Source organism: Anabaena sp. FACHB-83 (genome assembly GCF_014697485.1).
Lineage (GTDB): Bacteria > Cyanobacteriota > Cyanobacteriia > Cyanobacteriales > Nostocaceae > Nostoc_B.
Window position 1 is genome coordinate 61,670 of record NZ_JACJRY010000011.1, and the last position, 25,451, is coordinate 87,120.

Genomic DNA, 25,451 nt, shown 5'->3' on the forward strand with positions numbered 1-25,451 from the left:
AGTACGCCAAGGAAGAGAAGGCTAAGAAGAAGAGTGGGAGCTTATAGAGAATATCTATTTATGGGCATTTTTTTAACAAATGTTAATATTGGTAGACGGCATGCGATCTCTTATAACTTCTTGCTGATGCCTTTTGATACCCAAGAAGATTAACCTAGAATTATCCCAACAAATAAAATTATATTTACTCAATATCGTTCTATAAGTATAATGATTCAGACTCAGCCTCAACTCAAGCGCATAGAAGAATTACGCCAGCTTTTGCAACAAGCTAGTTACGCCTATTATGTTTTAGACGCACCCATCATGGAGGATGCAGTCTATGACCAGCTATACCGCGAATTGCAACAGTTGGAAACGCAGTATCCTGAATTGGTGACACCCGACAGTCCAACTCAGCGCGTGGGTGAAAGACCAGCGACTCATTTCACCTCAGTGCGGCATAATATCCCCTTGTACAGTCTGGAGAATGCTTTTAATATTGATGAGTTGCAAGCTTGGGATCAACGTTGGCGGCGACAACTCCCGACAACGGACGCGGTAAAATATGTCTCGGAGTTGAAAATTGATGGTTCGGCTTTGGCGCTGACTTACCAAGATGGGGTGTTAGTCAGGGGTGCAACTAGAGGTGATGGGGTTACGGGTGAAGAAATTACCCAAAATGTGCGAACAATTCGTTCTATTCCCTTGCGTTTAAACTTTGATGGGATAGAACCAATAGAAAGAATAGAGGTGCGCGGTGAAGCATTTTTACCGTTGGAAGTGTTTAAACAAATCAACGAAGAACGGCAAAAAGCAGGTGAACAGTTATTTGCCAACCCCCGCAACGCCGCCGCAGGTACACTCAGACAGTTAGACTCGCGTATTGTAGCGCGGCGACGGTTAGATTTCTTTGCCTATACGCTGCATATTCCAGGGATGGATGATGCGAGTATTGCCAATACCCAATGGGAAGCCTTGGAATTATTACAAAAAATGGGTTTTCGGGTAAATCCCAACCATCAGCTGTGTGAGTCTTTGGCAGAAGTGGCAGAATACTACAAATATTGGGATACGGAAAGATTGAATTTACCATACATGACCGATGGTGTAGTGGTCAAACTCAATGCTTTTAAACTGCAAGAACAGTTAGGTTTTACCCAAAAATTCCCGCGCTGGGCGGTGGCGTTGAAATACCCAGCCGAGGAAGCACCCACCCGTGTGGAAAATATTGCGGTGAATGTGGGTAGAACTGGGGCGTTAACACCGTTAGCAGAGATGCGTCCGGTACAATTGGCGGGGACAACAGTTTCTCGCGCTACCTTACATAATAGCGATCGCATCGCTCAATTAGATATCCGCATCGGTGATACTGTAATTGTTCGCAAAGCTGGGGAAATTATTCCCGAAGTGGTGCGGGTAATTAAAGAACTGCGTCCGGCTGATACTGTACCATTTGTTATGCCTAGCGACTGCCCTGTTTGCGGTCAACCAGTGGTGCGAGAATCAGGAGAAGCCGTGACTCGTTGCGTTAATGCTTCTTGTGCAGCTATTCTCAAAGGTTCCATTGAACATTGGGTTAGCCGTGATGCTTTGGATATTAAAGGTGTGGGGGAAAAATTAGTGCATCAACTGGTAGATAAAGGTTTGGTGCATTCTGTAGCTGACTTGTATGACTTGACAGAAGCACAATTATGTAGTTTAGAGAGAATGGGGGAAAAATCGGCACAGAAATTAGTAGATGCGATCGCTCAATCAAAAAATCAACCTTGGCATCGGGTATTGTATGGTTTAGGCATCCGTCATGTTGGCAGTGTGAATGCCCAACTCATCACCGAGAAATATCCCGCCGTGGAGAAATTAGAAACCGCCAAACAATCAGACATTGCAGGTATTTATGGTATTGGTGCAGAAATCGCCCAGTCTGTTTATCAGTGGTTTCATATTGATGCCAATCAAGCTTTAATTGAAAGGTTGCGAAATACAGGTTTACAATTAGCTGCTGAAGAAACTGCAACTGTGAATGAAAGTAATCAAAAGTTTGCCGGGAAAACTTTTGTCGTCACAGGCACATTACCCACCCTAAAGCGAGATGAAGCTAAAGCACTTATCCAAAAAGCAGGCGGTAAAGTGACTGATTCTGTCAGCAAAAAAACTGATTATTTGGTAGTAGGAGAAGATGCTGGTTCTAAATTAGCCAAAGCCCAGGCTTTAGGAATTACTCAGTTAACAGAGGCGCAGTTACTCCAGATGTTAGGAGATGAATAAAAAGGAGTCAGAAGACAGAATTCAGAATACTCCACTTATAAATGAATGGAGTTTTAAATCAAATCAGAAAGTTTTATTTTGATTTCACCCACGCGAGACGAGGTTTTCCACCAATATTCATCACCCAGCGATGCACTGAGCTTGCCGAATTATCATACTGCATTCTGACTCCTGATTTCTGAATTCTTCTTGATAGACTGGGGAGATTAACTAAACTCCATCGTCTCCACAAAAGACAAAATATTATCTTTAATGTACTCAGCTTCTTCAGCGATATCATTTGGTGTTTCGCCATTTAAAAAGCTACGTTGGCTACTAACTATATATAAAAACTCGCCATTAATAAATGCCAACAATCCACGGTAAGCATCTAATCTCGTAGAACTACCGTTATTTTCTTGCTGAGACATTGTTGAACCTTTCGGCATATCAACCAAGGCGTAATATGCGCCTGCAAAAATATCTTCTAAATATTCGCCATACTTGATTTGTGAATCTGGCAGATTTGCCAAAATTGCCTGCGGCACATATTTATCTACTACAATGTTTTTTAAATATTCTGCCTGCCCTTCCGATTCTAATTCTTCTAACTGTTCTGGCGGTATGGGATAATAATCAATTCTGAGCAAAGTGCCAAAGTCATCAGAAAAACCCACCACACCTTCTTGGGTTTGAATTCTCCCTCCTTGTTCTGCGTCAACCGGAATCGGAACTGTAAAATTCCCTAAAGGCGATTCATAAACATCTTCGATATATTCAACCTCAGTTAATATCCCTTCTTCCTCCTCTAAATCTTCGGCATTTTCTCCTGCTTGAAAAGCTGCAATTATTTCTTTAGTAATTTCATCTGCTTCTTCATCTTCCAATTCCAAAGCTTCTTGCAACTTTTTCAAGAAAGGTTCCTTACTTTTGGGAATAGTGAATTCTTCTTCATCTAAAAGTGTCACCACCCCAGCCGCAAAACCATCTAATAAAACTTCTTCAGTGAGTGATTCATTAGCAGTATTAAACAACGGACTTAGCCCTTGTGATTCTGCAATATCGATGAGTTTGTCCACTATTTCTAATAGTTCATCTTCAGAATATGCTTCAAAAACCTCAAATTGCCACAAAATCCCCGCTAAACCTTCAGGATCTATTTCTTCCACCGAAGCATCAGCAAGTGCAGTTACCACCGCAATTGCCGCAACAGCTTCTTCTGGTGTTAAAGATTCTGCTAGTGTTTTTTGTGAGTTAAAAATCTTGTCATATTTAGTCATAAATGTTACCTCTTTTGCTTGCTTACCAGTTTAGTTAAAAATAGGCGATCGCCTGAATTTTTAACTCAAATCATCAATATCAAAATTTACTTGTATGGCATTCTCTAACCTTTCTTCATCCTCCAAATGAAACATCTAAATAATAATTAGTCCAGACTTACGCAATAACTCTCTAAAACTCTCTTAACTTCGTGTCCTTCTCGCCCTTTGCGGTTTATTTTTTCATAATAATTTTACGTAAGTCATGTTAGTAATACCTTTACCCAAATATTCCTAGATAATCATCACTCGCGGCTTAAATCGATGATTGGAAAATTCACTTGGGATTATTCTCTGTCAATTTCCTCATTCATCTACTGCTAATGATTACCATAAAAAAGCAACTTATAATTTTTTTTAACAGTTCTATAAACTCTCTCATCATCAGATAAAACTGAGAAAACATAAAATTTTATTTCTCTACCTAAAAATAAAAACACTTAAAAATTAAGTGCTTTGTATCTTACAATCTTGACAATTTGAACAACACAATATTTTCCCTCAAGCCAAATTCTTATGCTTAATTTAATATTGATGCAGAAAGAACTGCTAGAACAACGATTTTTCAACCTCTAGCAAGGGAAATATATCCCACGATAGAAATATAAACTAGCTCTTGATAGATTTTCTTTACCAAGAGCGGGATGCCATAATACCGAAGTGCAAAGCAACACATTGTAAATCTTTAAATTCAAACTTTTATGGTGCAAACACCTCCATCTCAATTCTCACCAGAGCAGTACAAAGTCGATTCAGCTACAGCCGAAGTCGAAGCTCTCATCCAAACCCCACCATCAGATACAGAACTTAATTTAGAATTTCTTTACACCAGAGATATTGAATTTCGCCAAGAAACAATTTACTTTATCGTGGTCGATCGCTTTCATGATGGCGACCCCGAAAATAGCGAAGGTATTAACCCAGAATTGTACGACCCCACCGGGCAGGACTGGGGTAAATATTGGGGCGGCGACTTACAAGGTGTAATTGACAAATTAGACTATCTCAAAAATATGGGAGTTACTGCTGTTTGGTTAACTCCTTTATTTGAGCAGGTAGAAGAATTATTTGTGGGTAATGCAGCTATACATGGTTATTGGACAAAAGATTTTAAACGCATCAATCCCCGCTTTATTGGTAAAGATGAAAACCCTTCGTTAAACGAAACCCAAGAAACAAGAAATACTACCTTTGACCGCTTAATTGAAGAGTTACATAAGCGGAATATGAAGTTAGTCTTGGATATTGTTTGTAACCACAGTACCCCTGATACCAGTGGTAGTAAAGGTGAATTGTATGACGACGGCGTAAAAATTGCCGACTTCCATAACGATGAGAATAACTGGTATCACCATTACGGTGAAGTGCAGAATTGGGAAGACGAATGGCAAGTCCAGAACTGTGAATTGGCTGGTTTAGCCACCTTTAACGAAAACAACAGCGAATATCGGGAATATATTAAATCTGCAATTAAACAATGGCTAGATAGGGGCGTAGATGCCTTACGGGTAGACACTGTAAAACACATGCCCATCTGGTTTTGGCAAGAATTTACAGGTGATATGTACAATCACAGACCAGATGTGTTTATTTTTGGCGAATGGATTTATAGTGGGCCACAGGACGATCGCTCTTTGGAATTTGCCAATAATTCCGGGATGACCATGCTAGACTTTGGCTTGTGTGTTGCCATTCGCGCCGCCCTCGCCCAAGGTTCCGAAAATGGATTTCAAACCATTCAATACATTTTTGATGAAGACTACCGCTACAACGGCGCAACCGAGTTAATCACCTTCATCGATAACCACGATATGCCGCGCTTTCAATCGCTCAACCCTGACCCAGCGATGTTGAGAGTTGCGATCGCCCTAATTATGACATCCCGTGGTATCCCCTGCATTTATTACGGTACAGAACAGTATTTGCATAACGACACCGATGGCGGTAACGACCCCTACAACCGCCCCATGATGGAAAAATGGGACAACGACACCGAAATTTATCGTTACCTCCGCTTACTTTCCGGCTTGCGGCGACTCAATCCAGCCATTTCAATGGGTAGCCATTGGCAAAAATACATCACCCCCGATGTTTACTGCTACATTCGCCGTTATCGTGACTCCCTGTGCTTTGTCGCCCTCAACCGAGGCGGCGAAGTCACCTTACCAGAAATCGAGACAGAATTACCCGACGGCGAACATACTTGTGTCATCACCCGCAATAAATACGAAGTCAAAGATGGCAAAATTTCCGACCTACACCTAGAAGAACGGGGAGTCATTGTCCTCAGCCACGTAGGCGATCGCATTAAAGGCCAAACCATCATTCGTGTGCAACTCAACGGCGTAAATACCCAACCAGGCGAAACCATCGTTGTCACAGGCGACTGCCCAGAATTAGGCAATTGGGATATTAGCAAAGCCTATCCCCTAGAATATATCAACGCCAATACTTGGTTTGCCGAGATTCCCTTTGATGAAAGTGCGGGCAAATTAATTAGTTATAAATATGCCTTATGGCGCGAAGGGCGATCGCCCCTGCGAGAAAACACCACCCCCCGCCGTTGGGTAGTCGCCAAAGAAGGCACAGTCAAATGGCGCGACACCTGGACATCAGGCAGAGAATCTTAGAAGTCTGAAGTTAAGAGAATAGTAGGTTGGGCGTAGCGATAGCGTAACCCAACAGGGTCTTGAGAATGTTGGGTTCCGTTCCTCCACCCAACCTTGTATATTGAGAGTCTGTCCCCCTTGTCCTTTCGATTGATTTGAGCGAAAAACAGGTAGCGTTATACATTAATAAAAGCATAGAGCTTCAGACAGAACGTACTACCTCCCGCCTCGGTTGGTGAGCGTAGCGCCGCCCTGAGCTTGTCGAAGGGCCGAACCACTGCCTCCTGCCTCCTGCTTCTCACACTTGACCAACTAGGCTTGGTCGTTCACAGCGAAGGGTTTGGAAATGTTTGCTTCTTCAGAGACTCCTATAATTGGGACAATTTTATTAGTAGCTTTCGGCATATTAGGCTGGGGCTTTTATCGCGCCAGACCTTTTGGAAAACTGGGAATCTTAGCCTGGTTGCAGTCAGTGGTTTTGATGACTCCCTGGCTGTTATTTTTTGGTTTGTTTGCTGCTGGCGTTTATCTCAACATTGTCGGCATATTGTTCTTAGTAGTAGCTTCTGCCGGGTTATACATCTACCTCGGCAGACAATTACGGGCGGCGGGACAAGATGCCATCCTTAAGCAACGGGCAACAGAAAGGCTGGCTGCTAACACCACACCAGAAGGTAATACAGCACCAGTCACCGCCGAACTCCAAATTGAAGTATTATCAATTCCCGAAGCTGACTTGAGTGCCATTAAAGGCATTTTTGGACTGGATACATTTTTCGCCACAGAAACGATCGCCTACCAAGAAGGCGCTATCTTTAAAGGTAATTTACGCGGCGAACCCCAAGAAGTTCACAACCGCCTCAGCGCCAACTTACAAGAACGTCTCGGTGAGCAATATCGCCTGTTTTTAGTAGAAAATACAGACGGTAAACCTGTAGTGATTGTATTACCTAGCCGTAACGATCCTCGTCCCACCACCGCAGGTCAGAAAGCCTTTGCTGGTATTCTGCTCATCGCTACCATTGCTACCTGTTTAGAAACTGCCGGGTTACTCCTCAACTTTGATTTATTTGCCAACCCAGCCAAGTTCACCCAAGCCTTACCCATCGGCCTCGGCATTTTTGTCATTTTAATCGCCCACGAAATTGGTCATTGGGTACTGGCGCGGCGTTATCAAGTCCGTCTTGGCTGGCCTTTCTTTTTACCTGCTGTACAAATTGGTTCCTTTGGTTCAATTACTCGCTTTGAATCTCTCTTACCCAACCGCACAGCATTATTTGATATTAGTTTGGCAGGGCCGGCTGCTGGCGGTATCGTCTCTTTAGTCATGTTAATTGTCGGCTTACTGCTTTCCCACCCAGGCAGTTTATTTCAATTACCCAATCAATTTTTCCAAGGTTCCATTTTAGTCGGCAGCTTGGCGCGAGTCGTCCTCGGTTCCGCCTTACAATCATCCTTAGTTAACGTCCATCCCTTAGTAATTATTGGTTGGCTGGGTTTAGTCATCACCGCTTTAAACCTTATGCCTGCTGGTGCTTTAGATGGTGGACGCATCGTGCAAGCAATTTATGGACGTACAACTGCGAAAAGAGCCACATTTGCCACTTTAGTTTTGCTGGCGTTAGTTTCTCTCGGTAACACCTTGGCAATGTATTGGGCAATTGTCATTCTTTTATTACAACGAGATTTAGAACGCCCCAGCTTAAACGAAATCAGCGAACCCGATGACGCTAGAGCCGCATTAGGTTTGTTGGCATTATTCCTAATGATTGCCACTCTTCTGCCCTTAACCCCCGGTTTAGCTGGGCGTTTAGGTATTGGGTAATTAAGTTAAATTGTTAGTGGTGTGAACTAGATTAATTAGCTCACACCACTACAAACTCTGCGTTTAACACTTAATTCCTCTACGTTGAAAAATACTTATTAACCTAAAAATTACTCAAATTAATAGTGCGATCGCCTGTAAACAATTAATTACGAAAAATCACTTTTATACAACACCCAAATTATTATATTCTATAACTGTTCCTTTTCTAGAGATACAGTTTATGTTCCCAATCATGCAAGCAAAGCAACTGTTTATTCATTGCTTAATTTGTTTTTCCACAACCGTAGCTCTCTCGGCTGATCTGACCAATTATCATGCTAATGCTCAAAGTCAAAATTTATCCGAACTGAAAACAGGAGAAAATAGTAACAACATTATTCAGGCACAAAATATTAGATTTCATCTGCAAAAATGCCAAAGAACAGGTCAAAGTAAAACAGTAAGTTGCCATCTGCTTTTTACTGCAACATCAGAGCGAGAACAAAGAATTACAATTTTTGGCGACAATGAATCTGCTAGTTCCAGAGCATTTGATTTAGCTGGTAATGAATATAGTGCCAGCTTTGCACAAGTCGGAAAATTTAAAAGTACAGATATATATAACGGTGAAGTTCGCAATGAACTGATTCCTGATGTACCCATAAAAGCAATTATTAATTTTGAGTTGCCTACAGATGTAAATCAATTAGCAGCATTTGTAGTTAAATATAATCTCGGAGAAAAAGCTGTGTTTCGTGATATTAAAATTGTGACTGTAAAACCACAAGCTCCAAGTAATAGAAAAAAGTAAATTGCTTATACCAAGTTAATATGAAGTTGTATATATCTAGATCCCCCTAAATCCCCCTTAAAAAGGGGGACTTTGATTCTAGTTACCCCCTTTTTTAAGGGGGGGCTAGGAGGAATCAAATTCTATGCAGCCTCATAAAAAATTGGTATTAGCTTGTTTAATACAACAGATATAGAAGGCGTTATAAACTTTTTCAACGGTCATTCAGAGTGCAGCGATAGCAGAGTGAAGTAATTGCATCATCACTATAATTCCTGCGATTGCGACCCTGTGGTTAGCTACTGTATGTATACATTTTGCTTTGCTGCATTTACAATGACTTTGTGTAATTGATGTACTGATAGCCAAAAGATAGATTTAGCATTTTTTATATTAAACAGATAGTTAAATTATGAATAATTTTAATTGGTATTCCTTCCTGAAAAAAGAAAGTAAAAAAGTGCTTGATAATTATGAAAATGGGGAAATATATTGGACAGTTGTAGATTTTCCAGATGAGGCAATTCAATCAGAATGGTTAGGTTTACCAAGAGCATCAGAAAAAGAAATTACTGCTACTGAATCTCGTTTGAGGACAAAATTACCACTATCTTACCGGGAATTTTTAAAGGTTACAAATGGCTGGCCTGGATATCCAGGGGTTTTAAGGTTACGGATGGCTAAAGAAATAGACTGGTTTTTTGTTGAGCATCAGAACTGGATTGACATCTGGACACAAAGCTTGAGAAGTTTACCACCTATATCTGATGAGCAATACTTGATATATGGAAAAAATTTAGAGCAAGATATACGTGTAGAGTATCTACAAACAAACCTACAAATTAGTGATGCGTTGGATGGTGAAGTTATTTTACTTAACCCTCAAATTACTCATAATCAAGAATGGGAAGCTTGGTTATTTAGTAATCATATTCCTGGAGTTAAACGTTATCGGTCTTTTTGGGAAATGCTCACTACAAGAGGAATGGGCGCTACACCTTAATAGTCACTGTCAGAGACACAAATGCCTTTACATTTAATTCCATTTGTAGCGGTACGCAAACAATGAGGACAGAGAATTTTTTCTGCTTCCATTTCTGGATTGATCACTACATTAGTGCTGGCTTGTAATTTGTCTTTCTCTGTCTGGGATTGTACAGTCATACCAATTGCTAAATTTTTAGAAGTTTACATCAAATGCTGGCACTATCATAAGTATAGCTTCAGAAGATGTTTGAAAATTTGACTTGATTTTGTCCCTACACAGGACTTACGCAAAAGTTCCCGAAAAGCTTAATTTATCGAACCGCCAAGTCGCCAAGAACGCCAAGAAATCGTAGAGTCTGCGTAAGTCCTACCTACATTATTTCTTGATCAAGGTGCAATTAATCGGTTGTTGTAGAGACGTTGTATATAACATCTCTACAGGATTTTATAGAATATATAGCGGTTCCGGCTGTATTAAAAGCAAGTAAGAACCGCTATAGTTTCTAGGAGAATTGGTATTACATCCAGTCTTAACTGATAATCTTTGTGTGTACTTCCTATTTACATTCCCACCAACCATGAGAAGAAGTTTCCCCACCAAGAAGAGTTTAAATCACCCACAGTCAATTTCATTTTGCGGCGAATATCTTGGATATTCCAATTAGTGAGCTTGGCTAAGGTTTGGGCTTCTTGTTCAAATCGCTTGGGTAAAGAACGCTTGTATTCTCTACCAGCTTGACATTTGAGTTCGCCTGTAAAGGGATGCTGTAAAATGTATCGCCCTTGGAAAGATTCTTGGTTAGAAGTAGCTTGAAAAATTGGGTCTTCAGGGAATCTATCACGGGTGTAGCGAATATGTAAGCGAGTGATGAAAACGCTGCTACTAACAATTGGCGGACGACGGAAACCGGACGGGAATGGCTCGTCATTGCTGGAATTATTATCTAGCCAAAATACACCCGCTTGTTTGAGTTCTTCTGGGTTCAGAGGTTCTGCGGAACAAGGATCGCAACTACTCATATCCCAAGCATATTCCAAGAAAGCTACCTTTCTATCTTCTTTTAGGTAGGATGTTTGGAACATGGACTTGTAAAAATCACTAAATTCATTTTTGACAAATACCGGAATGTTGGCATCGGAAGGAACTTTCACGGTGCGGTAGTTGGTGATTTCTGCTTGCCCTTTGGGTGAGAGGACATAGACAATTAAATCTTGAGCAGCGTTGGCATTAATCATACCCAAACGAATGGGCAGGATGAATTTACGTGATTGGTAAGAAATTTGTAACGGACGTAAAAACTGATAGCCAGATTCTTCAAATTTATCGAGGTTGACTTTCGCCACAAAAAATTTCATCCCAGAGCGGACATAAGGTTGGAGTAGCTGTTTTGCTCCTCTGGGAATTTTGTAGCCGTTGCGATTTAGCCAAGTTTCCAGGCCGCCGGATTCTTTTGCACTTAAAATTACAATGTCATATTCGCCAACGTTGAAACGTGCTTCGACGGTTACGCCTAACTCACTCGCACTACCTCTGGCTGCTCCGGCTCTAGCTCTAGCTGCTGGTGCGGGTAAGGCTTCGTTAAGTACTCGGTCGTATTCGGTGCAAGGATCAGAGTCGAAGTATTCTACTAAGCGTGGTGCGCTAAAAGCATCTAAACGCTCGACAATTTTGGGTGGAGCAACACGGACTTGTTCTTTTTTGATGACTGTGGGTACAGGTACAACCATTGCAAAATCTTTGACTTCGCCTTTGAAGTCATTGGCCATAGTCAAAACGGTGCGATCGCCATCCCGCGCCATAATTACTTGAGAGGCTTGGTTGTATAATTTACTATCGGCTTTGGCAACATAAAAGCCACAAAATGCCCAGGCTGTGGGAGCAAAACACAGTACAGCCAATACAGTAATTAATAATGATGAAATTACTATTCTCAATCGCTTCATTTTATACCTCTGAATTAGGGAGTGGGAAGTAGGGAATAGGGAGTAGTTAATTCTCTTGCGTTCTTATGTTCTCGAACCAAGCAAATCTGGGTGATGACCACAGCCAATCAATCACAATGGTCAATGGTGCAAGGGCAAACAATGACCAAAATACGGCTGTAGAAATGAAGAAATTATTTCGCAGGATGAAAGTTAAGCTGGCAATGCAGATAGCCCAAACTATCCGCCCGATTTTGGCGTTGGGAATTGAGCGCGGATCTGTCACCATAAATAAGGCAAACAGCAGCAAAGACCCACTCATTAAGCGATGCCAATACACGTCCCAAGTCCAACCGAGCCAAAGGTTGCGTATGGCTTCTAACAAAGAGTAGGAACCTAAAAAAGCGGCCGTGGTATCCCAACGACCAATGCGTTGTAAAATCAAACCGCCAGTCCCAGCAAATAACAGCCCATACCACCATTCTTCACCCCACTGTCCGGGAGATACCCACGCATCAGAGGTGAGGGTTAAAGCGGTGATAATGCCAAAATTACCTGGGTTGAAGAAATGTTTATCGCCGACTTTGAAGCAAAATTTACTGGCGATCGCACTTACTCCTGCTAACATCATTGTTGTCCAATGGTCAGCCCGTAAGAGCAAACTCAGTCCCAGGGAAGTAATCAAGGCACTACGCAGATTTAGCTTTTGTTCTGGCTCTTGGCTATTGAGCTTTGACAATATCCACTGCGTTGATAAACAAGACGCAATCACTACACCAATTAATTCTGGATGCAGTGTCCAGTCTCTGGTGCCAATTCCCAAGACTAAAAATGAACCGAGAAATAGAATTTGATAGTCCCGTATATCTTTCAGCAACATTACCAATATATTCAGGGATTACCCGTAGATTTTTCACCAATCTAGTCGAGTAAAAACTGAAATACCATTGCTGTTACAGATTTTGTTACAAACAAGACTGTGAGACTGGGTGTAGGGGTGTATGTTTACATCTTGCACCTAGCGACTACACAGACAAAACCCGCACTTCGACAAGCTCAGTGACCACCTGCGCGGGTTCAAAACCGTGTGTAACTTTCTCTTAAACCTAACCCCCAGCCCCTTCAGGGGAGCAAGATTCAAAGCCTCTCTCTGTTGCGGCTACCGTGTACACACAAGTCGAAAATAGGCAGTATGAAAGCCTATCCCGCCTTGAACTAAAGTTCCAGGCTCATAGCGAAAGTCCACTCAAGTGGACTAGAATGAGTTTCTTGTTGAGTCCTCTTCAGAAGACTTACGCTGTGAGACTCGGAATAAATTCCGAGACGGGACAGATGCACTCAACCGAGATTTGTGTGTACACCATAGCTCTGTTGCGGGGAGAAGTTTGGAGGGTCTGAAAAAATAAACGACACGTCACTTTACTTACGTTTTGGTTGTATGTTTCCCCAAATGTTGACTCTGCCGTCAAAACCGCCACTAGCTAACAATCTGCCATCTGGACTAAAAGCGATCGCATTTACCCAATCACTATGTCCATAAAGTGTACTTAATAACTCGCCTGTAGTTAAATCCCACAGTTTAATGCCATCTCTGCCGGCGCTGGCTAAAGTTTGGCCGTTGGGGTTAACTGCGATCGCATTTACCCAGTTATTATGTCCTTTGAGGATACGGGAAAGGCTTTTTGATTGCAGATTCCAAAGTTTAATGGTGCGATCGCGGCTGGCACTAATTAAGGTTGTACCATCGGGGGAAAAAGCTACAGCATTCACGGCTTGGGAATGTGCCGAAAATGACCGAATTAATTTACCACTAGGCAAGTCCCAAAGCTTGATTTCACCTTTATTATCACCACTGGCAACTGTTTGACCATCAGGGCTAATTGCTACTGTATAAATTGAGTCACTAACCTTGATTAAAGTTGTCAATGGGCGTTGCTGTAATAAATCCCATACCCGAATTCCGTCTAAAGCACCACTAACTAGCACTTTACTATCAGGAGATACCGCTAAAGATAAGACGTTACTGGTGTGTCCGACAAAGGAACGACGAAATTTATTATTTTTAAGATTCCAAATATTAATTGTGTTATCTGTACTACAACTAACTAGGGTTTGCCCATCTGGCGCAATCACCAAGGATTCTACAGAGGTTTTGTGTGCTTTGCTATTCGCCAACTTTTTGCCAGTTAAAGGATTCCACAGACGAATTGCACCTTCATTTTCAGCACCGCCACTGGCGAGAATTTTGCCATCGGGACTAAAAGCCAGAGATTTCACCGTTCCAGTGTGTCCCACCAAGCTATAAATTAAGCGGAAATTGGCAAAATTAGGTTGAGATGGGGAATCTGGTATTTGAGCGATCGCAGCATAAGCAGTATAAATATCTAAACTTTGCCAAATAGTTAGCGGCAGAGTCAAGGCTGCTATAAAAGCCAAGAAAATATATGGGCGCAGCAAAAGGCTGTTCCCCTTTTTTCCCTCACTCCTCACAAATTTTTCCTCACTGTTTGAATAGTTAAGTCAATTTACTTCACATTTGTGACTCAACACTATCAACGGGGTGGTTTTTTCTTCGCAACAGTTAATATCGGTAGCGTGGGACTCGATGAACGGGAAGGTAAGTAATGTTGTACCACAGGTTCCTCTGGGATGGGGCGATGCTGCTGCATTCGCCACAACTTAAAGGCGAGACTAATACCTGCTGTTCCCAACCCAAGGGCTAACAATGACCAACTATCATCAAATCCACCAATCACAGCATCTACTACGCCCATTGTTATCAAGATACTGATAATTGGCTCTTTTCTGTAGGCTGATTTCAAAAAACGAGGTAATGCAGCATTCATCACAGCTTGGTTTATCCAAATCACCTTTGTGTCAGTTTACCGAGAATACCTCACCGCCAGTTGCCTTTTATAAAAAAGACATCTAAATATTATAATTTGGATCAGTAGGTGAGGGATTGTAACAACTTGTCTTCTTGCTGATTTGCAAGCCTACAAAGATATAGACAGCAAATTATCCAAGATAGTTCTCTTGATAAAGTTTTAACCAGCCGACTATGCCAGCTGGTTAAACCTGTTCTACTTACTAGCTTACATCTAGAAAGCTTTTGCTTTTGAATCGTACTACTTGAGACCGAGCCAAGATAGCACACCTTGATTGGTGACATATTCAATAATCACCATCAAGCCAAAGCCAATCATTGCCGCACGACCATTGAGGCGTTCAGCATATTCACTAAAGCCAAATTTGGGTTCTTCTAATTTGGGGGTAACGGTGGGTTGTGGTTGTGTCATGTTCAATAAACCTCTTTTCGGCAAACGGGACTTAAAAGTAATAGCCTTGAATCTGGACTTTGGTCAGGTTGGAGCCAGATGAACCTAGGAGCAGCTTCTTAAATGTAGCTGTGCAGAGGCTCTGTTAACATTTTGTAATTATTCTTTATATATTGTAGTCAACTGTGTCAATAGTCAAGGGTAAGAGTTTTCAGCTTTGTTACCGTGAAAGGGAAAACTAAGGTTGTAGATAGCTATATCTAATACGGAACTGTCAGTCTGAGACTGGCAGGCTAAATTAAACCAAAAATTCATCAGAGGCGTTATATGGAAATTGGCGTTCCCAAAGAAACGAAGGATCAAGAGTTTCGAGTCGGGTTAAGTCCTTCTAGTGTCAGAGTACTAAGGGAAAATGGTCATAGTATCTTTGTCCAAACACAAGCAGGTCATGGTGCTGGTTTTACAGATGCAGATTACATGAATGCGGGGGCAGAGATTGTTTCGACAGATGAAGCCGCATGGAATCGGGAATTAGTCGTTAAAGTCAAAGAACCATTATCGAGCGAATATAAATTTTTGCAAAAAGGGCAAATATTGTTTACATATTTGCATTTGGCAGCCGATCGCAAATTAACCGAACATCTAATTGATTGTGGCACTTGTGCGATCGCCTACGAAACTGTCGAACAGCCAGGCCCCAACAGACTACCCCTACTCACACCCATGAGTGTCATTGCTGGGCGGCTATCAGTGCAGTTTGGCGCGAGATTTCTGGAACGTCAGCAAGGCGGTAGAGGAGTACTTTTAGGTGGTGTACCCGGTGTTAGACCCGGTAAAGTTGTGATTTTAGGTGGCGGTGTAGTCGGCACAGAAGCAGCGAAAATTTCTGTGGGGATGGGTGCTATTGTGCAGATTTTAGATGTAAATGTAGAACGTTTATCTTATTTAGAAACCTTGTTTGGTTCGAGAGTGGAATTACTTTATAGCAACTCTGCCCATATAGAAGCTGCCGTTAAAGAAGCTGACTTATTAATCGGTGCTGTTTTAGTCTTGGGACGCAGAGCGCCAATTTTAGTACCCCGCGAATTAGTTAAACAAATGCAGCCTGGGTCAGTAATTGTAGATGTTGCAGTTGACCAAGGCGGTTGTGTGGAAACCTTACACGCCACCTCCCATACCAACCCCGTCTACATTGAAGAAGGCGTAGTCCATTATGGCGTTCCCAATATGCCAGGTGCAGTACCTTGGACATCTGCTCAAGCCCTCAATAACAGCACATTACCATTCGTTGTGCAGTTAGCAAATCTAGGCATCAAAGCCCTAGATGTGAATCCATCCTTAGCCAAAGGTGTAAATGTGCAGAATCATCGCCTTGTCCATCCTGCTGTACAAGAAGTCTTTCCTGATTTGGTGAGTTAGTCTCAAATAACTGTGTATTAGCCGTTTTGCCAAAATTGCAACTGACAACACAGTGATAATTTTAGGCTTGGTTCTTCCAAAAAATTACCCTAATCCCTCCTTATTGATGCTACGGTGTACACACAAGTTATGAAATTACTACTAGCTCTTGAATTACCCCACCCTAACCCTCTTTCAAGGGTAGGGGTTTTGTAGTTGGTCATTTTTTGTCTATTTCAGCCAATGCTTAAATCCTGAAACGACCAAACTACGTTAAACAGTTGAGAAAATTATCAACTATTTTCGAGATTCTAAAAAACCTACCCTTGAAAGACCCTAACCCTCCCCTTTCCAAGGGGAGGGAACTAGATTTGCTTATTTCCCCCCTTTCTAAGGGGGGAATTTGTGTGTACACGGTAGCCTTATTGATGAGGAGGGATTATATGGTGCAATCTACCAAATAAGTTGCAACTTCAACTTGATACATAGGTACAAAAATTATTTAAGTAATTATAGAGTTCACGAAATAAAGGGCATTTTCTTTGAACTTCATCTGGATTGATATAGCTTAATAAAAGAGGTGTATGTAATCCTTTAGAAAAGCGTGTTGAACTACTATCAAACTCATCAAGAACACTTGAGTCAACTAGTGCTTGTGATAACTTTTCTTGACAGCAATCTCTTTTAGGGTCGTACTCACTAAATGATTCTGGGTTATCAAAAGGAATATTTCTTTCTTTACTCAGCCACCAACGCATACGCTCATGTCTACCTTTAAAATCGGGATGTTTTGCTACTGAATTATTCCAATCTGCAATAATCCAAGCTTCCAATTCAGGAGCAGCAAACCCAACAAACTGATTTATACTGTTACAGTCTGGGATTGTTGATATTGCTGCTAAAATATTTTCTTTTTGCTGATTCGGATTGCGACAATCTAAATCATCAAAAACTAATATCAAATCACACTCATTTGGTGTGTAGTTTAAAGCAGTAGGTAACTCTCGCTTAATTTGCTCAATCAGACTTTTACCAGTTCTGCCATAACTATTGACTTTGTTAGGTTTAGGGCCAGGCTTTTGAGATACTGGCGTTTTTCTTTCAAATTTACAACCGGGAAAAGTTCTTTCTAAAAAAGGAATCAACCCTCTAACCTCAGCTTCCCCACCACCAGCGAAAACCCATACTACCACGGCCATCCTCCAACACTGGGGTCGCCGACACGATACAAATCACCTAATTGCCATCCCTCTTCTAATTTTTCGTTCAGCATTTCTTTTGAGAGTGTTTTGATAAAGAAATGGGTTTTATCTTCCGAAGAGAAACAGAAAACATTGTCTAAACAATCTGTAAAATGGTCTAAAAGGTCAGGACTATGTGTGGTGATAATTATTTGAGTTTTTGTCGCAGCTTTTTTAATCCACTCCGCTAACACCGGCATCCATGATACATGCAGTCCTAGTTCTGGTTCATCAATTACTAGCAATGAGGGTAGAACTGGGGAATGTAAAATAGTTGCCCAACATAACATTCTGACAGTTCCATCTGATAATTCATTTAAATAAAAAGGTTCTTTAACATCTTCAAAATACCATTCTAAAGTTAGAGATAATCTTCCAGAACGTATAGGACGCAGACGACGGCTTTTAGGTAAAATTGATTTCAAAGCTAGGTTAAGACTTTCTTCAAAATCGATATCTTCTTGAAATAAGTTATCTATTACTAAAGGTAAGTTGTCTCCAGATGTTGATAAAAAATAATCACTCCCTCCCAGTTTTGGTTCTGACATTCTGATGAGATTTATATCCATATTGTTGGCGTTATAAAATTGCCACTCCGAAATAAAATTTATTAAGTCTCTTCTAATTCTAGAAACTGGTGTAATTACCAAACTAGACTCAAGTAATCTTGGTATTATAGATAGACCTAATGTATTAGTAGGAATGTTTTTTATTTTTACAAATTGATTGTTTAATGTTTTTTCATGAATATCTTCATTATGTAATGATACATCTCCTGCACCTATCTCTTGCCCATGAAAAGTATAATAATAAAAAGGAGCAGATAAAGGTAATTCATTTTCATGAAGATATATTTTTGTATACAATAATTCTTGAAAAATACTCACTCTATTATGTTTATCTTTACTGATAAAAAGAAATAAATCAAGAATTATTCGATCCGTAATAGAATTTTTTGTTTTTTCTGAAATTTGATAAAAACAATATGCAAATCTTACTATAGCAGGACTCTCAACGCTAAAATCTAGGATTCTATTGCCACCAAGTTGTGCGATCGCATCTTCAAAACTACTGACACCACGATTTTCATCAGGAATTGCAGTTAAGCTATCTTTTAAGAATTTTAAACAACTAATATAATTACTTTTACCTGAACCATTTGACCCTATAAATATGTTTAAATTTTCTAGATTAATCGCATCTTCTAAGGACAAATTTTTATAGTTTTTAGTGACAATAAACTTTAGTAGTGGTTGATTCATATTAGATGTAATAAGAGTTTAGTAGTTTTCTAAATAGGACTTATGCAAAAACCTCTCAAACTCTCATTCCTCTCTAAACTCCGTGTCTGGAGTGGTTTGATTTTCCGTAGCTTGTGCGTAAGTCCTGATAAATAGACACGACTTTTTTCAATTCTACATATTTATTGCAGACGAGCATCAAAAAACTTGTCACTTAGGCAATTTAGGAAAAAATTAATCTAGATGTAACCTTTTGACATATTTTGACCAAGAGTCAAACGTTTATCCTAAAGACTGTGGTTTGCTAGTGGAGAAAATTCGTGGAATTTTTATCCGATTCAGTGGTGCTATCACGGATGCAGTTTGCGCTGACAGCGATTTTTCATATACTTTGGCCTGTTCTGACAACAGGAATGGGGATTTATCTTGTCATCGTTGAGGGACTATGGCTGAAAACTCGTAATCCTGATTATTACCTTCATGCGCGGTTTTGGTCGAAGTTTTATGTCCTCAACTTTGGTATTGGGGTAGCCACGGGTATTCCAATGGAATTTCAGTTTGGGACTAACTGGGCTCCGTTTTCGGAAGCTGTGGGGAATTTTTTTGGCAGTGTGATTGGTTTTGAAGCTTCTTGGGCATTTATGCTAGAGGCAGCTTTTTTAGGAATTATGTTATTTGGTTGGGAGCGCGTCAATCCTGCGGTTCACTATCTCTCGACAATTTTGGTGGCTGTGGGTGCGAACTTGTCAACTTTGTGGATTTTGACGGCAAATTCTTGGATGCAAACACCAGCCGGTGGAGAGATGGTGAATGGCAAGTTTGTTGTCCATGATTATTTTCAGGCGATGTTCAATCCTTTTATGGCTAACAGTGTACTGCACATGTTTTTTGCCACCCTGGAGACTTCGCTGTTTGTCATTGGCGGAATTAGTGCTTGGTACATTTTGCAAAAACGCCATCCAGAGTTTTTTGCCAAGTCTTTAAAGATAGTTTTAGCAGCTGCGATCGCAGTTGCCCCATTACAAATATATATTGGTCACTTAAGTGGCGAACAAGTTTATCATTATCAACCAACAAAACTCGCCGCAATGGAAGCACAGTGGGAAAGCACACCCGCCGGACAACCTGCTGACTGGAGTTTACTCGCAATACCGAATGAAACAGCGCAGAAAAATGATTGGGAAATTACTATTCCCAACGCCTTGGGTTACATTCTGGAATTTAAGCAGAATCTTTCTGAACCTTTGCGTGGTTTGAAGGAGTGGAAACCAGAGGATCGTCCCCACCTAGTAGGTTTGATTTACTACGCTTTTCGGGTGATGATTGCCATTGGCTTTTTCTTTGCGGGATTAATGCTGTTAACTACAGTGCAGTGGTTACGTGGTAAACTTGCAGCCAAAAATATTACTCAGCAACGTTGGCTGATGTTGGCTTGGGTATTTGCTGCACCTTTAGGATACATTGCTGTGGAGTCAGGCTGGATTGTGCGCTGCGTGGGAAGACAGCCTTGGACACTTTACGGACAAATTCGCACAGTTGATTCAGCCTCGCGTTTACCTGCAAGTAATGTTTTAACTTCACTCACAGCTTTTGCAGTAGTTTACAGTTTATTATTCATCGCCGCGATGTACTTTGGTAGTCGCATCATTCGCCGCGGCCCGAATCTTAATTTACCAATTCCCGGTACAGAAATTACCAAACCTGCTGTAGATACAACTCCAGGTGAGTTTGTCCCAGATGAACGTCCTGTAGAAGCACAACAATAAATAGGGGAGTAGGTTAAATAATTAAGATCCCCGACTTCTTAAAGAAGTCGGGGATCTTAAGTCAAGGTTACTAAGTTTAAATCAGAGATTTTATGGAAACACTGAAGTATTTTTTACCGCAAGTTTGGTTTGTCATTTTAGCTCTATTTTTATTCTTGTACGTGATGCTAGATGGCTTTGATTTGGGAGTAGGAATTTTATCTCTGACTTCTTCTAATGAAGAACGTCGAGGAATTTTGATGACTAGCTTAAGCAATATTTGGGATGCCAATGAAACTTGGCTAGTGTTGATGGGAGGGGGATTGTTTGGGGCGTTTCCTTTGGCTTACGGCACAATTTTAAATGCTTTATATATCCCAATTTTGGTGATGGTATTTGGCTTTATTTTTCGGGGTGTGGCGTTTGAATTTCGGGAGTTATCCAGACGCAAATTATTTTGGAATTTTGCTTTTGGTGCGGGAAGTTTTATCGCTGCACTTGGTCAAGGTTTTGCCCTTGGTGCTGTCCTCAAAGGGATTAATGTTGATGAGACGGGACACTTTATTGGTAGCACTTGGGATTGGTTAAGCTTGCCATCTGTGTTAGTAGCTTTAACTTTAATTCAAGGATATGTGTTGATTGGTTCAACTTATCTGGTGTGGAAAACGACAGGAGAGTTACAAGAAACCCATTATCAAACTGCGAAAATAGCCGCTTTGACAACATTAGTTGGTGCGATCGCAATTACAATTAGTACACCGATAATTTATGAAAGTGCCAGATATCGCTTATTTCAACAGCCTTTAGTTTATATATTTACCCTAATTCCCGTTGTGGGAGTTTGGCTAATTTGGCAACTTTTACAAAGTCTCAACCGCAAAGAAGAACGCGCACCTTTTGTCTGGACGATTCTGTTATTTGTGTTGTCTTTTATTGGATTGGGATTAATTGTTTTTCCCTACATTATCCCGACAAAAATCACGATTTACGAAGCATCTGCTGACCCCAGTTCGTTGGTAATCATGATTATTTTTATCGGCTTTCTTATCCCGGTGATGTTGTTTTACAACCTTTATCAATATATTGTGTTCCGGGGTAAGGTGACTGGTGGTGGTTATGAGGAATAGATAGGATTTATTCTTTTATTTTTTCACTTCCTTCAGGTTGCGCCATTTTGCCAACCAGCTTAAAAGTTCTCGCTCACTGATGCGCTGTTTTTGCATAGATAATTTTAATACTGCATCAAGTTCGGCGGAACTTTGACCTGTTTTTTCTTGCCAAACTTGTAATAATGCTTGGCGTTCTAAAAGTGTTGTGCCTAATCCTAAAGATTTTTGTAGTTGTATTTGTTCTTCTTTACCCACCATTTCTACAACAAAATCGCTAGATTCGGCTTTTTCTAACACTCCTGCTAGTGCTTGGATATATGCTTGGCTATTATCTATAACTGGAGTTTCTAAGGCTACTGGTTTACCAAAGCGTTGATTTTTTGCCCAGATTAAAACTAATAGTAAAACTCCTACTTGAACCAATGCAGGAAACAGAGGTGTTTTAGCAAAATATCTCCATAAACTGCCTTCACCTTCACTTTCTTTAACATCAGTATCTTTGTAACCGTGAATATATTCGTCTACAAATAACTTGTTATTTTTTTGATTAACTAAACTGGCGAGATATTGAAAGTTACTTACATCATCTTGATAGGCATTGGCAGCTAAATAAGGAGTAGCTGAGAAAATTACTTTGCCTTTATCAGATTTTTCTTCCCAAACAACAGCACCAAAGCGATCGCCTAAAGATATGCTGGTTTTTTCTACTTTGATATTACGCCTTTTTGTGGCAATTTTGACATCACCAAAAGCCGAATTTTGCAGAGAATTAAAGTTAGCTTGCGTTACAGGTGCTTTGACACCTAATATTACTAAATTATTCCCTTTCGCTAACCATTCCTGTTCATCAAATAACAAATTCTCTTCCCTCAGAGAACTCATAACTCGCAGTAGGGTAACTGGCGTTTTTTCTGGTTGAAAATCTTCTAAAGGCTTTTGCCAACGCTGGATAGTAATACCTTGTTGCTGCATATAAGCATACCAAGCACCATAGCCATCGGGAGATCGACTATAAGTCGAGCCACTGTAAATTTTTGTATTAGGAGCAGCAAAGAAGCTGAGTATAATAATGACAGCAAGTGCGATCGCTCCTAGCCAAGCAACACGATTTGATTTTTTCATAACTTAAGTGCTGGGTGCGGAGTTGTTTTGTTGATTAATAATTTCTTGATAAGCTTGCTGGCATTGTTGATAATTTTCTGGCAATATCTCACCATTGCCAAAACATAATTGTTCGTGGGTAGTAATGAGAGTTTCGTAAGGTTGAACTGGGGTGATAGTTGAGCGTAAAACCTGTAAATATTCGCCATCAGTGCGACTAAATTTATGGGGAATGAGTTTAGTATCATGCAAGTGTTGTAAGATTGCCAAGTACAGACAACGACAAGCTTCACGATAATTACCTTGGCGGTAAAGTGATTGCGATCGCTCCAGCCATAATGCTACAGATAAATCATGATCGCCATTTTTATCCCCAGCATTTGCATTATTCTTACCCACAGATAACCAAGCATATAGATAAGGGCTAAATTCTTGCCATAAACGCCAAAGTACGAAAGCCAAAAATATCGCAAGTATCAGCCAAAATAACAAGACTAGCAAATGACTTAACCAAGGACTAATTTTCCAGTCTGGTGATAAGTTTGGTAAAGAATTTTGAAAGCGGTCAAATTGATATTCTATCGATTCTCCAATTTGTTGCTGAAGTTGAGATAACTGCCAACTCCAGCTAGTTTTTTCAAAGCCATCATTAGCCATAAATAACTAGTAACCTTTTTTGCTCTTTTGTAGCATTATCCAGCCAATTAATACAAGCAGCGCACCAAATACAAGAAATCCTAAATCTCAAGTTAACTGATTAATCATAACTAATTTGCCGGATATGATATCAATTGTCAGATTTTTGATTATTTGCGAAAAAGAACCCCGACTTCTTAAAGAAGCCGGGGTTCTGAATCTTACGATATATTAAGTAAATATTAAATATTCAGATGTATATTTGATTTTTGCAATATACGTAGTGGCGTGACAAAAATCATCAATTATTTAGAGAAAATTCGCCAATTACAAAATATGAAACTTCTATCGCCAGGGTGCAGTATAGTTTTACAAATATTAGCCACATTTACTTTTACAACTCCGGTATTTGCTGAAGTTGTCAATATTAACTTATTGCAACTCAACGATGTCTACGAAATTACGCCAGTAGAGGGAGGGACTCGTGGTGGTTTGGCGCGTGTCGCTACTGTCAGAAAACAACTGCGCCAAGCAAACCCACGCACCTATACAATTTTGGCTGGAGATTTTTTAAGTCCTTCGGCTTTGGGAACTGCCAAAATTAACGGTACACCTTTAGCTGGACAGCAGATGGTAGCGGTACTCAACGCTTTGGGTTTGGACTATGCAACCTTTGGGAATCATGAATTTGACATACCAGAAAATTCATTTTATCAACGATTGCAAGAATCACGGTTTCGCTGGTTTTCTGGGAATGTCTCAGATAGTAAAGGTCAACCTTTCAAAAATGTCCCCAGGTCGATAGTATTTAATGTGAAAGGCGATCGCGGTGCTGTTGTCAGAGTCGGGTTAATTGGTCTCACTCTCGATAGTAATAAAGCAAATTACGTCAGTTACACAGATCCCTTAACAGTCGCCAAACAGCAGGTAGCAGAACTGAAGGGAAAAGTGGATATTTTAGTAGCTGTAACTCATTTGTCAATAGAGAGCGATCGCATACTTGCAGAAACAATACCAGAAATTGACCTCATCCTCGGCGGTCACGAACATGAAAATATTCAACAATGGCGCGGACGAGACTTTACACCAATTTTTAAAGCTGATGCCAATGCACGTACAATTTACATTCATCAACTACGCTACGACACCACAAAGCGCAACCTACAAATTAACTCTCGTTTAATGCCAATTACCGATAAAATTCCAGACGAACCAAAAACAGCACAGGTGGTTAAACAATGGCTAGACAAGGGTTTTACAGCATTTCGCGCCAATGGTTTTGAACCTAATCAAGAAGTAGCTAAAATCTCATTTCCTTTAGATGGTTTAGAATCAAGTGTTCGCAACAAGTCTACAGAACTCACCAAGTTAATTGCTGAAGCAATGTTGCAAGAAGTTCCCAACGCAGATTTAGCTATCTTTAATGGCGGCTCAATTCGCGTTGATGATGTCATTCTGCCAGGATCAATTACGCAATATGATGTCATTCGCATTTTGCCTTTTGGTGGTAAAGTCGTGGCTGTAGAAATGAAGGGCGAATTATTAGAAAGAGTCCTCAAAAAAGGTCAAGAAAATAAAGGTACTGGTGGTTATCTCCAAACAGCACAAGTTACTAAAAAAGAAAAACCAGAGCAGTGGTTAATCAATGGTCAGCCTCTTGATACAGAAAAATTTTATAAAGTTGCTATTAGTGATTTCTTAATTAGCGGCAAAGAACGAGGATTAGATTTTTTAAATCTTCAGAATCCAGACATTAAGCTAATTTCAGAAAAACGGGATATTCGTTTTGTCGTCATTGACCAATTAAAAAAACAAGCAAATGCTCTGACTCGTTGATTAATCATGGCAAATCGGAAGAAGTACGTAATTAGCCTGTGAATGTGGACAAAATTATTTATAAAACGTATTTCGACTCCTTTCTCCTGCGGAGACGCTAACGCGAACGACTACGCTTAAGGTAAGTCGCTCAATGCTCAGTAGCCTTACTAAAAGAGGGTTGAGCGCAGTCGAAGTATCCACACTTGTTAATTTTAAGTTAGGT

20 protein-coding genes are annotated in these 25,451 nt (G+C 40.5%); 9 read left to right on the plus strand and 11 right to left on the minus strand.

The window, feature by feature from the left end; all coding sequences use genetic code 11:
- The first annotated feature begins 210 nt into the window (after window positions 1-210).
- Entirely contained in the window at window positions 211-2,247 is a 2,037-nt protein-coding gene (gene ligA, locus H6G79_RS15285) for an NAD-dependent DNA ligase LigA (RefSeq protein ID WP_190590116.1), read from the plus strand.
- Window positions 2,248-2,453: 206 nt separating this feature from the next.
- Here the strand turns inward: ligA and H6G79_RS15290 are convergent, their stop codons facing one another.
- Entirely contained in the window at window positions 2,454-3,506 is a 1,053-nt protein-coding gene (locus tag H6G79_RS15290) for a hypothetical protein (RefSeq protein ID WP_190590115.1), read from the minus strand.
- 740 nt (window positions 3,507-4,246) lie between these two features.
- Here H6G79_RS15290 and H6G79_RS15295 point away from each other — a divergent pair.
- The 4 genes from H6G79_RS15295 (at window position 4,247) to H6G79_RS15310 (ending at window position 9,754) form a co-directional block, all read left to right on the plus strand.
- Window positions 4,247-6,175, plus strand: a complete 1,929-nt coding sequence (locus tag H6G79_RS15295) for an alpha-amylase family glycosyl hydrolase (RefSeq protein ID WP_190590114.1) — start codon at window positions 4,247-4,249, stop codon at window positions 6,173-6,175.
- A gap of 325 nt (window positions 6,176-6,500) precedes the next feature.
- Window positions 6,501-7,979 (plus strand): site-2 protease family protein, encoded by a 1,479-nt coding sequence (locus tag H6G79_RS15300; protein WP_190590113.1) that lies wholly within the window; start codon window positions 6,501-6,503, stop codon window positions 7,977-7,979.
- A 223-nt stretch (window positions 7,980-8,202) separates the two neighbouring features.
- Window positions 8,203-8,772, plus strand: a complete 570-nt coding sequence (locus tag H6G79_RS15305; protein WP_190590112.1) for a hypothetical protein — start codon at window positions 8,203-8,205, stop codon at window positions 8,770-8,772.
- A 391-nt stretch (window positions 8,773-9,163) separates the two neighbouring features.
- A complete protein-coding gene (locus H6G79_RS15310) occupies window positions 9,164-9,754 on the plus strand; it encodes an SMI1/KNR4 family protein (protein ID WP_190590111.1) in 591 nt (196 codons plus the stop codon).
- Here the strand turns inward: H6G79_RS15310 and H6G79_RS15315 are convergent.
- The 6 genes from H6G79_RS15315 to H6G79_RS15340 all read right to left on the minus strand — a co-directional run bounded on the left by H6G79_RS15315 (window position 9,751) and on the right by H6G79_RS15340 (window position 14,960).
- Window positions 9,751-9,915 carry a hypothetical protein gene (locus H6G79_RS15315; RefSeq protein ID WP_190590110.1) on the minus strand — a complete coding sequence of 55 codons (165 nt, stop codon included), beginning with the start codon at window positions 9,913-9,915 and terminating at the stop codon, window positions 9,751-9,753. The two genes, H6G79_RS15310 and H6G79_RS15315, sit on opposite strands and share 4 nt — an antisense overlap.
- Window positions 9,916-10,299: 384 nt before the next feature.
- Window positions 10,300-11,682 (minus strand): DUF2330 domain-containing protein, encoded by a 1,383-nt coding sequence (locus tag H6G79_RS15320; RefSeq protein WP_190590109.1) that lies wholly within the window; start codon window positions 11,680-11,682, stop codon window positions 10,300-10,302.
- 46 nt (window positions 11,683-11,728) lie between these two features.
- On the minus strand, window positions 11,729-12,541 hold the full coding sequence (locus H6G79_RS15325) for an RnfABCDGE type electron transport complex subunit D (protein ID WP_190590108.1): 813 nt from the start codon (window positions 12,539-12,541) through the stop codon (window positions 11,729-11,731).
- Between the two features lie 539 nt (window positions 12,542-13,080).
- Window positions 13,081-14,118: a WD40 repeat domain-containing protein gene (locus tag H6G79_RS15330; protein WP_242048385.1), complete on the minus strand. Its 1,038-nt coding sequence runs from the start codon at window positions 14,116-14,118 to the stop codon at window positions 13,081-13,083.
- A 95-nt stretch (window positions 14,119-14,213) separates the two neighbouring features.
- A complete protein-coding gene (locus tag H6G79_RS15335; protein ID WP_190590220.1) occupies window positions 14,214-14,507 on the minus strand; it encodes a hypothetical protein in 294 nt (97 codons plus the stop codon).
- 282 nt (window positions 14,508-14,789) lie between these two features.
- The gene (locus tag H6G79_RS15340) at window positions 14,790-14,960 is read right to left on the minus strand and encodes a hypothetical protein (RefSeq protein ID WP_190590106.1); all 171 of its coding nucleotides are present in this window, start codon (window positions 14,958-14,960) and stop codon (window positions 14,790-14,792) included.
- Window positions 14,961-15,266: 306 nt separating this feature from the next.
- On the opposite strand from H6G79_RS15340, the gene ald reads away from it, so the two are divergent.
- Complete coding sequence (ald, locus tag H6G79_RS15345; RefSeq protein ID WP_190590105.1) at window positions 15,267-16,358, plus strand: alanine dehydrogenase; 1,092 nt, start codon at window positions 15,267-15,269, stop codon at window positions 16,356-16,358.
- A 452-nt stretch (window positions 16,359-16,810) separates the two neighbouring features.
- Here the strand turns inward: ald and H6G79_RS15350 are convergent, their stop codons facing one another.
- Complete coding sequence (locus H6G79_RS15350) at window positions 16,811-17,482, minus strand: hypothetical protein (RefSeq protein WP_199333969.1); 672 nt, start codon at window positions 17,480-17,482, stop codon at window positions 16,811-16,813.
- 41 nt (window positions 17,483-17,523) lie between these two features.
- Entirely contained in the window at window positions 17,524-18,840 is a 1,317-nt protein-coding gene (locus H6G79_RS15355) for an AAA family ATPase (protein ID WP_190590103.1), read from the minus strand.
- A gap of 299 nt (window positions 18,841-19,139) precedes the next feature.
- Between H6G79_RS15355 and H6G79_RS15360 the strand changes: the two genes are divergently transcribed.
- Both H6G79_RS15360 and cydB read left to right on the plus strand, forming a co-directional pair.
- Window positions 19,140-20,585, plus strand: a complete 1,446-nt coding sequence (locus H6G79_RS15360) for a cytochrome ubiquinol oxidase subunit I (protein WP_190590102.1) — start codon at window positions 19,140-19,142, stop codon at window positions 20,583-20,585.
- Window positions 20,586-20,677: 92 nt separating this feature from the next.
- Window positions 20,678-21,691: a cytochrome d ubiquinol oxidase subunit II gene (gene cydB, locus H6G79_RS15365; RefSeq protein WP_190590101.1), complete on the plus strand. Its 1,014-nt coding sequence runs from the start codon at window positions 20,678-20,680 to the stop codon at window positions 21,689-21,691.
- Window positions 21,692-21,706: 15 nt separating this feature from the next.
- Here cydB and H6G79_RS15370 read toward each other — a convergent pair whose 3' ends face one another.
- Together H6G79_RS15370 and H6G79_RS15375 are read right to left on the minus strand one after the other, a co-directional pair.
- Entirely contained in the window at window positions 21,707-22,795 is a 1,089-nt protein-coding gene (locus H6G79_RS15370; protein ID WP_190590100.1) for a DUF4350 domain-containing protein, read from the minus strand.
- Between the two features lie 3 nt (window positions 22,796-22,798).
- Window positions 22,799-23,431, minus strand: coding sequence for a DUF4129 domain-containing protein (locus H6G79_RS15375; RefSeq protein ID WP_190590099.1), 633 nt, complete (start codon window positions 23,429-23,431; stop codon window positions 22,799-22,801).
- A gap of 267 nt (window positions 23,432-23,698) precedes the next feature.
- Here H6G79_RS15375 and H6G79_RS15380 point away from each other — a divergent pair, with 267 nt between their 5' ends.
- Window positions 23,699-25,246 carry a bifunctional metallophosphatase/5'-nucleotidase gene (locus tag H6G79_RS15380; protein WP_313933918.1) on the plus strand — a complete coding sequence of 516 codons (1,548 nt, stop codon included), beginning with the start codon at window positions 23,699-23,701 and terminating at the stop codon, window positions 25,244-25,246.
- The last annotated feature ends 205 nt before the right edge of the window (window positions 25,247-25,451 follow it).